Below are 14,154 nucleotides of genomic sequence, written 5' to 3'. Positions count from 1 at the left end.
CGCCCCGCAAAACCGGGGCAGCTTAAGCTATGAGATCTGTCAGTTAATAGTTTTAAAATGTAAAGCCTACCCTTGCGAAAAAGCGGCGGCCGTTTTGTCCCATCTGTACGGCGTCAAACGGGCCGGATGGTTCATTGTTGAATGCGTAACCTTTCGCGCCTTTAACATATGCTAAATCTGGATGTACATTGAATACGTTATCGGCTCCAATAGATAAACGGACAGATTTAGCTACTCTATAGGCGAAATACAGGTCACTTACAACTTTGCCGCTGTAAATGTACTGGTCGGGCAGCTGTGCCGAACCATCATCTGTAGGCACAGTAGGGGTAAGGGTTGTACCATCGCCGTAGCCATCAATTACAACTTTACCAAAGTAGGTAAAGCGGGTTCCTACCGTAAAGTTTTTATGGCTAAACTCAGGGTTCAGGTTAAGTTTTTGAGGCGGTGCCGATGCAAGGATGAATTTCTTTTCACGTTCGCTCAGGAAGGTTTCGCGCAGGGCGGCGGTAGTTCCTAAAATAGGTGGGTAGTTTACCTTGTCAATTTTCATGGTTTGGAAATTGCCTGTAAACAATACCCTGAACCTGTTTGCACCGATGGTTTTGTTATATTCGATTACTACATCCAGACCTTTATTAGTGGTGTTAACCGCATTGGCAAAAAACTGGGCAGAGCTAACATGCAGATTTTTTAAGGCATTTGTAAATGTAGGGTCGAGGGTTTCGTCGTCGGCACTGAACTGGCCCGAAAGCACTACGCGGTCGGTAACTTTAATATAGTAACCATCAACAGTAAAGCTTAACTCGGGCACTGGCTTAAAGGTGAAACCTAAGCCGGCATTTTTTGATTTTTCTTGTTTAAGGTTAGGGATACCTGCCGCTTTAGTGATAGGGCTGTAGTTTGGCGCTATCTTAACTTCGGATATTACTGTTCCCTGTACATTGGTAAAGGTTGAACTGTAATTGATCTGTTGTAACGATGGTGCACGGAAACCTGTACCTAAGGACCCGCGGATATTAAAGTTATCGGTGATTTTGTAGCGTGTGGCCAGTTTGGTATTAAAGTTTGAACCAAAATCGCTGTAATGCTCGTAGCGGTTGGCAAAGTCCACCAGCCATTGTTTGGTGATATCTCCTTCAAGGTCAACATACACGCCTTCAACCGAGCGATGTGCACTTACCGCGTCGCTTGGCTGGTAACCGGGGAAGCCCTGCGCACCTGCCGCTTTTACACCCGTTGGGTCGTAGTTTTTGTACGATGCTTCTTCACCCGAAAAGATTTTATAACGTTCGTAACGGTATTCGCCGCCGAAACCGAGATTAAGGCCCTGCATTACATGGCCAAAGTGTTTATTGATGTTCAGGTTACTGGTGTTTTGTAAAAACTCCGACCCGCCGTCGTCAAAATTGGTTTTATCTGCACCTAAAGAAGCATTAAACGTTTTGTAGCCAAAAAAATGGAATTTGTTATTGCCTATGTTATTGCTCAGATCCCAGTCCCAGGCATCACCTAAGGTGCCTTTGGCTCCTACCGCAACCGCGATATCGGTGTTGTGTGTGCGGATGATGGGGTTATAATAAGATTCGCCATCGGGAGTATTAAAAATAATACCGCTAACAGGAATTATCTTACCGCTGTTATCGGTAGGGAACCTTTCGGGTCTGCCAGAGAAATTACGGGTGAAAGCATAATCGTCAGATGCTTTATAACTGTAACCTCCAAAACTGTACAAAGTTGTACGAGTACCGGCAAGCGGCGATTCATGGTTGAAAAAGAAAGTACCGCTCTCGGCCGATCCATCACCATTAGCCCGTCTGTAAGGGTTTATTGGAAGCGCTTTAGGGTTTGAAGTTGTGGTATCATGCGTTTGGCGGAAGGTTTTGCCGTTTTTGGCATAATCGCCGGTAAAGTTGATAAAGCCGCCACTTTTACCGAGGGCTAAACCATAGTTGGCATCAATCGTAATGCCGTTACCATCTATCGCGCCTCCATGTGGATATTGTGAGGCAGCGACGCTTTTGCCACTGTTAAAAGCGGGATCATAGTAACCGGAATAGCCAACATTGGCGTTAAACACACCTGTGGTTTTCTTTAACACCAGGTTGATAACACCCGCGATAGCGTCAGAACCGTATTGGGCCGAAGCACCGTCTCGAAGGATCTCGATCCTGTCGATAGAGGCCGTTGGGATCGAACTCAGATCGACGCCTGAGTTACCACGGCCGCGTGTACCAAATACTGAGACGAACGCTGTGGAGTGACGGCGCTTGCCGTTCACCAAAACCAGTGTCTGATCTGGCCCGAGGCCACGTAATGTACCCAGTTCAACGTGGTCGGCGCCATCCGAGCCGGATTGTTTGTTGTAATTAAAGGAAGGAGCCGAATAATTAAGAATGTCTGTGATATCCATTCGGCCGGTTACAGAAGCGGCTTTGCCTACATTAACAATATCAACAGGAACGGCTGTTTCCAACTTTACACGCCCTGCCGAGCGTGTACCTATTAATACTACTTCATTTAGCTGGGCTACATCGCTTACCAGGGTGATATCAATTTTACTGCGTCCGTTAACTCCAATTGTAAGGGTTTTGTAGCCTGTATAACTTATCACCAATTCATCGGCCGCCGCGGCCGAAATGGTGTATACCCCCTTGGCGTTGGTGCTGCTGCCTAAATTACTCCCTTTAATATGTATCGATACGCCGGGCATAGGTGCGCTGTTTGCGGCATCGGTAACGGTTCCGGTAATAGTTTTCTTTTGTGCTAACGCCAGTAGGGATGACATGGCAAGCAAAATAAAAGTAAGTGGTAAAAATCTCTTCATAAAACGGTTGGTGAAGCTTTATTGATGCTGTTAATTTAATGTAAGTTAATAATTATTAAACTATTATCAATATTTAGTGTGTTTTATTGTTGATTTTATATTTTAAAATTATGTTTTTTGAAGTTTGTATGAAATATTTTTTTTTTTATGGTTTTTTTTTGTGTGTATTTTTAAATTAAACTAAAAAAGCCAATTATTAAAGCATGGATATCTTTAATAATTGGCTTTTATGGATTTAAAAAATAAACTAAATGTCTTTTCTGGACAGGGTTTTTAATTATAAAGCTTTTTCAGTTTCGGCAATTTTTGCTTTTTTGCTCACTTTTACCTTTTCAGGTGCAATTGCTTCGGCTGCTTTTTTCTCTTTTTTAACTTTCGGCTCAGTTGGGGCGGCGTGTACAACGGGACTTAATTTAGCTGCTAATGTTTTAGCGAGGTTTTTCGCGGCTTTGTCAATAGCTTTTTTTGCTTTGCTGGCATCAGGGCCAAATTCGCTTACCAGGGTTTCAATCTGGATCACTAATTTTTCTTTTAATTGTTTTTTAAGAACTTTGCGGGCTTGCTTGGTAGCGGCTTTATCTTTTATGTTTTTCATGTGAACGGATTAAATCGATTGGGAGCGGTTTTTTTCTTCGCGATGCAAAGTTAGGTTAATATAATGTGTTTTTAATATTATATTTATGTTAACAACTGTTAGATATGTTAAGTTTTTATGAACTGATAATCAGTGCTATTAATTGGTTTGTGTTTATTTATTTTTATTTTATAAAACATAGCGTCCAATACAGGTTAAACTAATTTTTTGAAAGCCTTTTAGTTAATTCATAACTTAGCCGTTTATTTATCGTTCCAAACCAATATGATCAAAGATTTAAGCGCGTTAACCCAGGTAGCCGAATTTCATACCACTTTTAAGCACCCCATAGTTGAAAAGCCCGTAATGCCCTCAAAAGCACGCTGCGATCTGCGTATCGAACTTATTGCCGAAGAGTTAAAAGAATTGCAGCAGGCCGTAAACGATAATAACATGGTTGAAGTGGCTGATGCCCTTTGCGACCTGCAATATGTATTATCGGGCGCTGTACTTGAGTTTGGACTGGGCTCAAAATTTAAAGAACTGTTTGATGAAGTGCACCGTTCCAACATGAGCAAAGCCTGCAAAACAGTTGAAGAGGCCGAAAAAACCATCGAACATTATAAAAACACAGCTAATACGGATGCGTATTATAAAGAGATAGATGGCCTTTACCTGGTGTACCGTTCATCTGACAATAAAACATTAAAATCTATCAACTATTCACCGGCCGATCTGAAAAGCATCGTAGGCTAATTTTATATTAAAATATTATTCCATTGGCAGAACAGGAACCCAACCAGCCCGAGGCTAAAACCAATATGCACCCACGCAATAAACATCGCGGGGGATACGATTTTAAGACATTGATTAAAGCTACTCCTGCTTTAAGGCCGTTTGTGCGCACTAACGAGTATGATAACTTTACCATCAACTTTGCCGATCCGGAAGCGGTAAAAACACTTAACAGGGCGTTATTGCAGCACCATTATGGGATAAATTATTGGGATATTCCCGAAGGATTTTTATGCCCGCCTATTCCAGGTCGCGCCGATTATATTCATTACGCTGCCGATTTGCTTGCTTCTGTTAATAATGGCGTTATCCGTAAAGGAAGAAGGGTACGTGTGCTTGATATTGGGGTAGGGGCTAATCTTGTTTATCCAATTGTAGGTTTTAAAGAGTACGGATGGAATTTTGTTGGCTCTGAATTGGAACTGGAGGCGATGGCATCAGCACAAAGCATTGTTGAACAAAACAGTCATCTAAAAGTTGCTGTTGAATTAAGGCAGCAAAGTAAAAAGGCCGATATATTTAAAGGTATTATCAAACCAGGCGAATTGTTTGACCTTACTATTTGTAACCCTCCGTTTCATGCTTCGGCTAAAGAAGCGGCTGCCGGTTCGGCCCGCAAATGGGATAACCTGGGTTTAAGAAAAGATAAGCAACCTATACTAAACTTCGGTGGCCAAAATACGGAGTTGTGGTATCCCGGTGGTGAGGCCGCATTCCTGAAACTGATGGCTGCACAGAGTAAACCATTTGAAAAACAGGTTTTATGGTTTACCACGCTCGTATCTAAAAAAGAGAACCTCAGGATATTGTTTAATGCCCTTCAAAAAGAAGGCGTAACAGATGTGCAAACCATTAACATGTCGCAAGGCCAAAAAGTAAGCCGCATCATGGCCTGGACTTATTTAACTCCAGAGGAGCAGCAGGCGTGGGGTAAACGAACAGAACCCTGATTCGTAGGATTAAAGGATTTTCTTGATATCTGAACCTTGATTTTTAGGATTTTAGAATAGCCTTGATGTTTTTTAATTCATGGTCATCCTAAAAATCATGGTTCATTACACTCTTAAAAATGTCTTCTTAGTATACAGGTAGTACAAAAACAACCATTTCACCATCACGTAGCAAATAGCCATTACTACGATATTATAGGGATCGCCAACTAACTGGCCTATCCAACCAAAGAAACCTTCAGTAGTATAATCCCATTTAATGAAGTGGCCAGATACGTAGATCAGGATGGAGTTCATACCTATCACCCTGAAATAAAAGGACCACTTTTTGTACCCCTTTACATCAATGATATAGTAAAACAAAGCCATCAGCAATAAGCTTAAACCGCCTACGTGTAGTACAAATGAGCTTGTCCACAGGTTTTTGTTGATCGGGAAATCAAGGTTCCAGATCTGGGCCAGTACCAGGAAGATAACGCCAGCTACAGCCATGGTAGCTACCTTGCGCATTTGGGTTATGCCTCCTTTTTTAAGTAGTATGCCGGTAAGTATCCCTAATATACCGGTACTGATAGCCGGAATGGTTGAAAAAAGGCCCTCTGGATCATGAATGCCCAAATACAACCTGCCGGGTAATATACTGCGGTCAACGTATGAAGCAAAGTTGCCTTTCATGGTCAAATCGCCCATCGGGAAGCCCGGGGCTGATGTGAATTTAAGCAGCAGCCAGTAGCCGATAATGAAAAAGCAAAACCAGAACATTTGCCAGCGCTCTTTACCGTACAGATAAATGATGTTGGCAAACATATAAGCGATACCAATACGACCGAGCACACTCGGGAACCGGATCTCGGAAATAGGCATAATTTTTATCCCGTTGTTTACTACAAGCCCAAGCAGCACTAAAATAAATGCCCTTTTTATAACCCGAAGCAGTAACTGCTGACGGGTTTTGCCTTTCTCCAGCTCACGCCCTACAGAAAATGGTGTGGATACACCTGCCATGAACAGGAACAATGGAAAAATAAGATCATAAAGGTGAAACCCGTTCCAATCGGGGTGGGTAAACTGATTGGCTATCGCGCCCCAAAACGGCGATCCGGTAGCTTTGGCCATACCGTGAAAAATTTCTTCGCCACCCATAATCCAAAACATATCGAAACCGCGAAGGGCATCCAGTGAAAATAAACGGGTAGGGGCTGCATTAATATCATCGGCCTGTTTGGCGCTTGCCTGGTTTGCTGTAATAGCCATTAGCTTAATTGTATTTTAGGTTTGAACTAAAGATATGAAAACCAATACTATTTAAAATTATTTTTTTACATCTGTGAACTTTTAAAAGAGGTTTAAAAAGATTTTGCATTCTTATGTAGCAGACGCATTACATGCGTCTGCCGCAATGCAACTTTGGGCATTTTACATAGGGAGACGCATGTGATGCGGTAGGAAAAGATTTTAGAAATAAATCCAAAATGCTACCGTAAATTCGCGGTCTTGTAATTATGCCGATGTTAGAGATCATATACCGCGATGAGCACCTGATTGCCATCAATAAACCGCATGGCCTGTTGGTGCACCGCTCATCTATAGCGGCTGATGCTTCAGAATTTGCCCTGCAGCTGCTTCGTGATCAAATTGGCATGAAAGTTAACCCTGTTCATCGTATCGACCGGAAAACCGGTGGAATCCTGCTTTTTGCATTCAACAAGGAGACTGAAATAGCCATGCAAAAGGCATTTATGGAAAATCAGGTAAGCAAAAAATACCTGGCCATAGTACGGGGCCATACGCCGGACAAGGAGGATATCGATTATCCGCTCCGAAAAGAAAACGGCACGCTGCAGGATGCATTTACTACTTATACCACCTTAAAACGTGCCGAACTTGATATCGCTTTTGGTAAACATCCTACTTCAAGATACTCCTTAGTTGAGGCTGTGCCTACCACCGGGCGCATGCACCAATTGCGTAAGCACCTGAGCCATATATTTCACCCCATTATTGGTGACCGTACCCATGGCTGCAATAAGCAGAATAAGCTTTTTTTAGAACAATGGGAAATGACAACCATGTTGCTCCATGCCTCTGTGTTAAAGTTTAAGCATCCCGTAACCGGTGAGGAAGTAAACATCCATGCCAACCTTCAACCCGAATTTAAACGGGTGATGGAGATCATGGGCTGGTAACCGCATTAATCTTTAAGCAATTATTTAAACAAAACCGACCTGCTATTGTATTAAATACATGGAAAAATTGGTCGTTTTTGATCTGGATACCGAGGATGGTATGCGCCAGATCAGTATTGAGGCGGTACACCAGCTAATACCAGGCACCCATGTATATGCAACCGGTGTATTCAGATTAAGTGAGGGTGAAACAGATTTGGGGGATATCGTTTTTGACGATAACCTGAAAGAGTGGGAATATACCTGTATGGGAAATTTAAATCACCACGAAGCGAAGAAAATAGCAAGGTTTATCAAACATAATTTTAGCACCGAGGTAGCTGGATAACGCACGTTCGTGCGTCCTTCGCTTGAATGCCAATGAAACGGGCGCGCTTAAACCGAATGTCATTAAGTTAAGAAATTGGCATGCTGCGCCAGAGGTGCAAAAGGTTTGTAGTTATACGAAACAATTTTTAGTGTGCCAGAGGTCAATGTCATTAAGTTAAGAGATTGACAGGGTGCACCAGAGGTGCAAAAGGTTTGTAGCAGTAAGATATACCCGATTTTCTGTGTGCCAGAGGTACACAACTCCGGTGTTCCGTACCTCCGGCACGGTTGTTTTTGGGTATATTATTGCTACAAACCTTTACCCCCTCTGGGGGATTTCCCTTAACTTAATGACATTGGCCAGAGGTACACAACTCCAGCGTTTCGTACTCTGGCACGGTTATTTTGGCTGTGTATATTACTACAAACCTATACCCCCTCTGGAGGATTCCTTAACCTAATGTCATAGCGTTTAAACCTTGCGCAAGGAGAAGAAAAGTTCCATAGGATTTTTACCGTATCTTTGCGCCTCAACAAATAAATTATGATTGATCAGGCTCTGAGTAACCTCGGCATAACTGCCCTTAACCCTATGCAGCTTGCCGCGCTTAGTGCCGCAAAAAAAGGCGATGTAATCCTTTTATCGCCTACCGGGTCGGGAAAAACGCTTGGTTTTTTATTGCCCTTACTAAATTTGCTTAAGGCTGATGTTGATACGGTACAGGTAATGATCCTGGTGCCATCGCGCGAGCTTGCCTTACAAATTGAACAGGTTTGGAAAGCAATGGGTACCGGCTTCAAAATTAATTGCTGTTATGGCGGTCACGCAGTAAAAATTGAACGCAATAACCTGTCGCATCCGCCAGCGGTTTTAGTTGGTACGCCGGGTCGGATTGCCTTTCACCAGCGCGAAGAAAATTTTAGTGCTGATACCGTTCATACGCTCATACTTGATGAGTTTGATAAAGCGCTTGAATTTGGTTTTCAGGAGGATATGTCGTACATCATCAGGCAGTTGCCTGCTGTTAAAAAGCGAATCTTGACGTCGGCCACTAAAATGGATGAGATCCCGGCTTTTACCGGGGTAGACAAGCCTGTTGAAGTAAATTTTCTGGCTAATGTAACTTCGGCACCCGATATTAAGCAAAAGGCTGTGATATCAGAGGCGGCTGATAAACTGGATGCCTTGTTCGCGTTGATCTGCAAAATAGGAAATAAGGCCACCCTGGTGTTTTGTAATCATCGTGAAGCCGTCGACAGGATCAGCGAACTACTTTGGTATAAAGGGCTTGAGCATGACATTTTTCATGGCGGTATGGAACAGGACGATCGTGAGCGGGCCCTGTTAAAATTCAGAAACGGAAGCCATCGCTTGCTGATCACTACTGATTTAGCCTCGCGCGGGTTGGATATTCCTGAAATAGAATATGTGGTGCATTATCAATTGCCGCACAATGAAGAGGCTTTTTTACACCGTAACGGTCGCACAGCACGCATGAACGCCAAGGGCACCTCGTACCTGATGTTAACGCCCGATGAAAAGCTACCATATTTGAAACAATTACCTGAGATTGAACAATTGCCCGAAAAGCTGATATTTCCACCTGCATCGCCCTGGGTTACCTTGTACATAGCCGCCGGTAAAAAGGATAAGGTTAATAAGGTAGATATAGTAGGCTTGCTGCTTAAAAAAGGGGGGCTGGCAAAGGATGATCTTGGCTTGATAGAAGTGTTGGACTATTCATCATACGCAGCTATCAAACGCGATAAAATAGAGGGTGTTGTAAGACAGGTGAAAGTCGAAAAAATTAAAGGCAAAAAGGTGAAGATGGAAATTTCGAGGTAATTTTGTTAAAAAGAAAGATATATAATGAGCAATAACGATATCATGAAAAAGCTGCGGGTGGCTATGAAATTTACTGATGATGATATCATCAAGGTTTTAGCATTAGTCAATTTCAGGATCACCAAAGCCGAAATAGGTGCTATTTTTCGTGCAGATGATCACCCAAACTTTAAGCCCTGCGGCGATCAGATCCTGCGTAATTTCCTGAACGGACTTATCATTTACAAACGCGGCCCAAGAGAACCAAAACCAAAACCGGAAGCTGAGAAGTAAGGTTGTTGGAGACAACTCCAACAACGGCTAAATGGCAACAATAAAGGGATTGTCATTGCGAGGAGGAACGACGAAGCAATCGCATGCTATACAGAGCGGCTCTGCTTCCGTGCGATTGCCACGCTATCGCTCGTAATGACATGAGTATTTTTTCAGTGCCCCTCCGCAGGTTTTTCCTGTATCAGCCTGTATTTGCCCGATTTAATGAGTTTTTGCTGTTGTGCCGAAAACGAGGTGCGCCCTCCAAAATCCTGTACCCAGTAGGTTTTATATTCCGCTACGCCAACTTCTTTAAAATCGGGGTTCATGAGGTTACGGCAGTGGCCTTCGCTTTTAAACCAGCCGGTCATTACCTCGGCAATACTGAGCTGGCCCTGGGCTATGTTTTCGCCTATGGCAAAACTCTTGAAGCCTTTAAATTTATATCCGGCGTAAACAATACGGTCTTCCATGCTCCGCCCGTCCTTACTGTCGTGACTAAAATAGTTTTGGCGTGCCATATCTTTGGCATGACCAACGGCTGCATCTTCCAGATCGTTATTCCAGGTGAGAGGTGGAGCAGGAGGAAAATATTTGCTGCCGCAATTACAGCCCTTTTGCCGGGTAGCATTAATACTGTTCAAAAACTCGGTTCTGAATTTTTTGCTGCTTTGCCCGTAAACGTTATCCAAAAACAATAGGGCAGCAAATGATAGTATCAACTTTTTCATCTTAGTGTTATGACACTTTTAAACGCATGTGGTTTAAATTATTGTTTCGGCCGCCTGATAGCTGAACGCCAGCGACCGGTTTTCTTTCGCCTGTAAATAATAACAAGGGTTATAACGACGAGAACAAGAGTTGTGGCGATGAGAAAGATAATGAGGTTATGTGCCTGGCGTATCTTAGCATTGGCCTGCGCCTGGAGTTGCTGGTATATACTTTTTTTTTGGCCAATACCGAATCTTTCTTTTTGATCTTGATAGAATCTGCCGCGGCTACCTTTGCGATGCTGTCAACCGTAACCTGGTTAAGGCTATCGTCTAAAAACTCGTGACGTTTAATGGCAGCAGCAGCTTTTTCAAAATCATTCATTTTGCGGTACAGTTCGGCATAACCTACCTGTACTACCGATTCTTTTTTAGGGTCATGGGTTTTAAGCGAAAGGTTTAAAGCATCATTCAAGTCCTTCATGCTTAATTTATAGTCCTTGATATCGCTTTTAATAGCTGCCAGTTCAATTAACGAGGTAATGATATTAAGAGTATCCTTTTTTTGCCGCGATATGGTGTTCGACTGTAAAATGAACCATTTGGCCTGGATAAACTTTCGTTGTGAGCGGTAAACCTTCGCCAGCGCGTTAAAGCTTGTACGCTGGCCTAAAGTATCATTATATGTAGAATAGTAATGCAGCGCGAGCATGGTATAGTTAAGCGCCTCGGTCTGGAAGTAGTATTTCATCCGCCTGGTTGATACCGTATCATACGTTAAATAATAAGCGGCTATTTGGGTGTAGATAGGGCCTTTCAGCGAGTCACCGGTGACCTGTAATTTTTGCTTAAGGCTATCCAGATCACTTGCATGTGCAGATAATTTAAACGCAGCTGTCAGAATAAAAAGTAAGGTAAAAAGTCTCTTCATATAACAGATTACTCGAAAATACAATAATCTGCTTATAATTAGGCAAATAGCGTGCCTGTTTAACGTAATCTTAATATAGTTTATGAGAACAGAATGACTTTTGACTCGTTTAGTAACGATACAGGCTGTTTTTCAGGATAATAGCGCGGGAAATATTAATTAACAATGGCAATCCCTTTTTCCACAGCACTGGCTTTGCTACAGAAGATTGTATGCAAAAGGAGATTTTGTACAGTGGCAACTGCTTAAGAGATCACTTTTTCGTAACTGTGCAAGGCAGATTGTAAACCGGTAAATTTCTTTACCAATACGTTGTACAATGTTATACCTAAACAAGCGCAGGTAATGCCGGCTAATACGTCAAGTACATAGTGGTGACTTGCATATACAGCCGTGAACCAGATGCCAACAGTTACTATTGCAAAGAAGATATTAACAAGCCCCAATCTGTTTTTTATTCCGTAGTAAAGCACTATAACAGGGTAGGAGGAATGCAGCGACGGCATAGCTGCGAACACGTTTGATCCTTTGGTGTAGATATTCTTGAAAACATCCGCGTGAAAATAAGCGTCAAACCTGGCCAGGCCCGCAGTGTTGCCCATGGTTAACGGGATAAAGTGGAAACCGTGATATTGAACAAACCATGGCGGTGCGGCAGGGTAGGTGTAGTAAACTATAAAACCCAATATGTTCACCAAAACAAATGTCAGCGAGAAATTAAGGAACTGTTTTTTGTTTTTGAAAAACAGGTAAGCGGCAAAACCAAGCGGCACCGGGATCCAGCACAGGTAAAAAAGACCCGATATTACATCAATGTAAGTTTTTGTATTGGCGAGCCAGTATTCGTTAGGTGTTAACAGTTTTCCGTTAAAGTGGATGCCGAACAAATGTTTTTCTGCATTGTAAAGCTGCGCGATATGTACCGGGTTGTAGTTATAATTGGGGAAGGCCTTCATGTAATCAAAAATGATCCAGTACACTATAAAAATAGTGAAGCCCAATATAAACTTGCGTGTTATGGCCGATGCATAAAACAACACGTTAAAAATAACTACCAGGGTAAGCTCATCGGGTTTATAACCGATAAGAAAAGTGGAAAGCGCCAGGTAAGCAACGGAAAGCAGCGAAACAATAATTACCGACTTGATATTTACTGTTACACCGTTGTTGGCATTGGTCATTGCTATTTTTTTAAGAAATCTGAACGGAAAATTTTATCCCAGAAAGGTGAACTAACACCGTAACCCTTTTCAGGATCCTGGTAATGGTGCAGCATGTGATGCTGTTTTATCTTCTTAAACAAACCGCTTTTAAAGTTAAAGTGGTGCATGGCATAATGCGATATGTCATAAAACAGGTAACCTAAAATAAAGCCAGGGAAAAAGCCCCAGATATAGTTTATAGGCAGCATCCATTTAAACAAAAAGAAAAAGCCGGTTGCCAGCGGAATGCTTAATGATGGTGGTAATACCAAACGTTTGGCGTCGCTTGGGTAATCATGGTGTACCCCGTGCATGATAAAGTGCAAACGTTGCGCCCACTCCAGTTTTTCGCTTGGCTGGTAGTGGAAAACAAAGCGGTGCATGATGTATTCGGTGATGGTCCAGATGAACAGACCGAAAATGAACAGACCGATATAGGTTAATATATCCAACCCTAAATCAAAAAATTTATAGCTGCAATATCCAATAACAGGTACAAAAATGTACAGGGGCACAGTGTAATGTACTTTTGAAAGTCCCTCTAAAAAATCGCTCTTGAACATTCTCACAGATTCCTGTGAGTTGGATATATATTTCTTTTTCATGATATAATCAGGTTTAAAAATGCTTTACTATTTCTCTGCCTGTTTACGGTGTATTAATTTATTAAAGACGATTGGCCTTAAACCAACAAAAGGCAATTTTAGCAAAGATATTGCTAAGTGTAAATGCCTTTATTTTATTGTGGCGAAGATATGATATTTTGTCGGTTGTTGTAAGCTAAGGTTACTATTCACTTATCAACCTGCCAACTGCCACTGCTTACTGCCAACTTATTTACCTTCTTCTTCCAGCTTCATTAATGCTTTTTTGGCTTCTCTTAAGCGGTTAAATGCAGTGATATTGGTTAACACAGCAAGTATTACAATAGGGATAGTAAATATCGATATAGTTTCAAACACATGAAATTTAATGCCCGGGATAAACAGTTTGTAATTACCACCAATATATTGTGCTACGATGCCAGATAAAGCGGCAAACAAACCAATGGTTACCACACGCTCCGGCCTTTGCATTAAGCCACCTTTTATCTCAACACCTAAACCTTCGGCACGGGCACGTACATAGCTAACCATCATTGAACCGATAAGCGCGATAAAAGCAGCTATCGAGCTCAGGAAGTAGTGATGAGCTACCAGGTAATAACAGATACCCAAAAACATGATCAGCTCGCTGTAGCGGTCAAGTACCGAGTCATACAGGGCCCCAAATATCGATTTCATGTTACCTAAACGAGCCACCTGACCGTCAAGCATATCAAATAAACCTGCAAAAAGTATCAAACCGCCTGCCCAGCCTACATAGCTCAGGTCGCCGCGGTTGCCTTCTTCGGCTCCTAAAATAAAGATACCGGCAACACCTACGTTAAGTACAAAACCAATAGTGGTAACGGCATTAGGGGTTAAGCCTATTTTTATAAGGATCTTCACAAACGGATCAATAACCTTATAAATGCCTAATTGCAAGTTGGTTCTGAATGATCTCCTAAGTGTTGTTGTTTGCTGTTCCATG

14 protein-coding genes are annotated in these 14,154 nt (G+C 42.3%); 6 read left to right on the top strand and 8 right to left on the bottom strand.

Features of this window, described 5'->3' with window-relative positions:
- Nucleotides 1-52: 52 nt before the first annotated feature.
- Both DUL71_RS23775 and DUL71_RS23770 read right to left on the bottom strand, forming a co-directional pair.
- On the bottom strand, nt 53-2,827 hold the full coding sequence (locus DUL71_RS23775) for a TonB-dependent receptor (RefSeq protein WP_114940381.1): 2,775 nt from the start codon (nt 2,825-2,827) through the stop codon (nt 53-55).
- Nucleotides 2,828-3,104: 277 nt separating this feature from the next.
- Nucleotides 3,105-3,422, bottom strand: coding sequence for a hypothetical protein (locus tag DUL71_RS23770; RefSeq protein ID WP_114940380.1), 318 nt, complete (start codon nt 3,420-3,422; stop codon nt 3,105-3,107).
- Nucleotides 3,423-3,686: 264 nt separating this feature from the next.
- Here DUL71_RS23770 and DUL71_RS23765 point away from each other — a divergent pair, with 264 nt between their 5' ends.
- Together DUL71_RS23765 and rlmF are read left to right on the top strand one after the other, a co-directional pair.
- Complete coding sequence (locus DUL71_RS23765) at nt 3,687-4,157, top strand: pyrophosphohydrolase domain-containing protein (RefSeq protein ID WP_208645639.1); 471 nt, start codon at nt 3,687-3,689, stop codon at nt 4,155-4,157.
- Between the two features lie 23 nt (nt 4,158-4,180).
- Nucleotides 4,181-5,146, top strand: coding sequence for a 23S rRNA (adenine(1618)-N(6))-methyltransferase RlmF (rlmF, locus tag DUL71_RS23760; RefSeq protein WP_114940379.1), 966 nt, complete (start codon nt 4,181-4,183; stop codon nt 5,144-5,146).
- Nucleotides 5,147-5,251: 105 nt separating this feature from the next.
- Here the strand turns inward: rlmF and DUL71_RS23755 are convergent, their stop codons facing one another.
- Nucleotides 5,252-6,400 carry an acyltransferase family protein gene (locus tag DUL71_RS23755; protein WP_114940378.1) on the bottom strand — a complete coding sequence of 383 codons (1,149 nt, stop codon included), beginning with the start codon at nt 6,398-6,400 and terminating at the stop codon, nt 5,252-5,254.
- 254 nt (nt 6,401-6,654) lie between these two features.
- On the opposite strand from DUL71_RS23755, the gene DUL71_RS23750 reads away from it, so the two are divergent.
- From DUL71_RS23750 to DUL71_RS23735, 4 genes are all read left to right on the top strand, one after another.
- Entirely contained in the window at nt 6,655-7,332 is a 678-nt protein-coding gene (locus DUL71_RS23750) for a pseudouridine synthase (RefSeq protein WP_114940377.1), read from the top strand.
- 58 nt (nt 7,333-7,390) lie between these two features.
- On the top strand, nt 7,391-7,660 hold the full coding sequence (locus tag DUL71_RS23745) for a hypothetical protein (RefSeq protein ID WP_112576053.1): 270 nt from the start codon (nt 7,391-7,393) through the stop codon (nt 7,658-7,660).
- A gap of 525 nt (nt 7,661-8,185) precedes the next feature.
- Entirely contained in the window at nt 8,186-9,487 is a 1,302-nt protein-coding gene (locus DUL71_RS23740; protein ID WP_114940376.1) for a DEAD/DEAH box helicase, read from the top strand.
- 24 nt (nt 9,488-9,511) lie between these two features.
- On the top strand, nt 9,512-9,760 hold the full coding sequence (locus tag DUL71_RS23735; RefSeq protein ID WP_112576055.1) for a DUF1456 family protein: 249 nt from the start codon (nt 9,512-9,514) through the stop codon (nt 9,758-9,760).
- Between the two features lie 152 nt (nt 9,761-9,912).
- On the opposite strand, the gene DUL71_RS23730 is transcribed toward DUL71_RS23735, so the two are convergent.
- The 5 genes from DUL71_RS23730 to DUL71_RS23710 all read right to left on the bottom strand — a co-directional run bounded on the left by DUL71_RS23730 (nt 9,913) and on the right by DUL71_RS23710 (nt 14,153).
- Nucleotides 9,913-10,470 carry a CAP domain-containing protein gene (locus tag DUL71_RS23730; protein ID WP_114940375.1) on the bottom strand — a complete coding sequence of 186 codons (558 nt, stop codon included), beginning with the start codon at nt 10,468-10,470 and terminating at the stop codon, nt 9,913-9,915.
- Between the two features lie 109 nt (nt 10,471-10,579).
- Complete coding sequence (locus DUL71_RS23725) at nt 10,580-11,380, bottom strand: hypothetical protein (protein WP_114940374.1); 801 nt, start codon at nt 11,378-11,380, stop codon at nt 10,580-10,582.
- A 245-nt stretch (nt 11,381-11,625) separates the two neighbouring features.
- Entirely contained in the window at nt 11,626-12,561 is a 936-nt protein-coding gene (locus tag DUL71_RS23720; RefSeq protein WP_114940373.1) for a phosphatase PAP2 family protein, read from the bottom strand.
- A gap of 2 nt (nt 12,562-12,563) precedes the next feature.
- Nucleotides 12,564-13,187 carry a sterol desaturase family protein gene (locus DUL71_RS23715; RefSeq protein ID WP_114940372.1) on the bottom strand — a complete coding sequence of 208 codons (624 nt, stop codon included), beginning with the start codon at nt 13,185-13,187 and terminating at the stop codon, nt 12,564-12,566.
- A 228-nt stretch (nt 13,188-13,415) separates the two neighbouring features.
- Nucleotides 13,416-14,153, bottom strand: coding sequence for a CDP-alcohol phosphatidyltransferase family protein (locus DUL71_RS23710; protein ID WP_112574171.1), 738 nt, complete (start codon nt 14,151-14,153; stop codon nt 13,416-13,418).
- Nucleotide 14,154 lies beyond the last annotated feature (1 nt).

Source organism: Mucilaginibacter endophyticus, assembly GCF_003351025.1.
GTDB classification, from domain to species: domain Bacteria; phylum Bacteroidota; class Bacteroidia; order Sphingobacteriales; family Sphingobacteriaceae; genus Mucilaginibacter; species Mucilaginibacter endophyticus.
Note: the sequence above shows the minus strand (reverse complement) of the source record. Positions and strands in the feature narration are given on the sequence as shown.

Coding starts and splice junctions, on each gene's coding strand:
- DUL71_RS23775 (WP_114940381.1), bottom strand. CDS start 2,827: ATGAAGAGATTTTTACCACTTACTTTTATTTTGCTTGCCATGTCATCC.
- DUL71_RS23770 (WP_114940380.1), bottom strand. CDS start 3,422: ATGAAAAACATAAAAGATAAAGCCGCTACCAAGCAAGCCCGCAAAGTT.
- DUL71_RS23765 (WP_208645639.1), top strand. CDS start 3,687: ATGATCAAAGATTTAAGCGCGTTAACCCAGGTAGCCGAATTTCATACC.
- DUL71_RS23755 (WP_114940378.1), bottom strand. CDS start 6,400: ATGGCTATTACAGCAAACCAGGCAAGCGCCAAACAGGCCGATGATATT.
- DUL71_RS23750 (WP_114940377.1), top strand. CDS start 6,655: ATGTTAGAGATCATATACCGCGATGAGCACCTGATTGCCATCAATAAA.
- DUL71_RS23745 (WP_112576053.1), top strand. CDS start 7,391: ATGGAAAAATTGGTCGTTTTTGATCTGGATACCGAGGATGGTATGCGC.
- DUL71_RS23740 (WP_114940376.1), top strand. CDS start 8,186: ATGATTGATCAGGCTCTGAGTAACCTCGGCATAACTGCCCTTAACCCT.
- DUL71_RS23735 (WP_112576055.1), top strand. CDS start 9,512: ATGAGCAATAACGATATCATGAAAAAGCTGCGGGTGGCTATGAAATTT.
- DUL71_RS23730 (WP_114940375.1), bottom strand. CDS start 10,470: ATGAAAAAGTTGATACTATCATTTGCTGCCCTATTGTTTTTGGATAAC.
- DUL71_RS23725 (WP_114940374.1), bottom strand. CDS start 11,380: ATGAAGAGACTTTTTACCTTACTTTTTATTCTGACAGCTGCGTTTAAA.
- DUL71_RS23720 (WP_114940373.1), bottom strand. CDS start 12,561: ATGACCAATGCCAACAACGGTGTAACAGTAAATATCAAGTCGGTAATT.
- DUL71_RS23715 (WP_114940372.1), bottom strand. CDS start 13,187: ATGAAAAAGAAATATATATCCAACTCACAGGAATCTGTGAGAATGTTC.
- DUL71_RS23710 (WP_112574171.1), bottom strand. CDS start 14,153: ATGGAACAGCAAACAACAACACTTAGGAGATCATTCAGAACCAACTTG.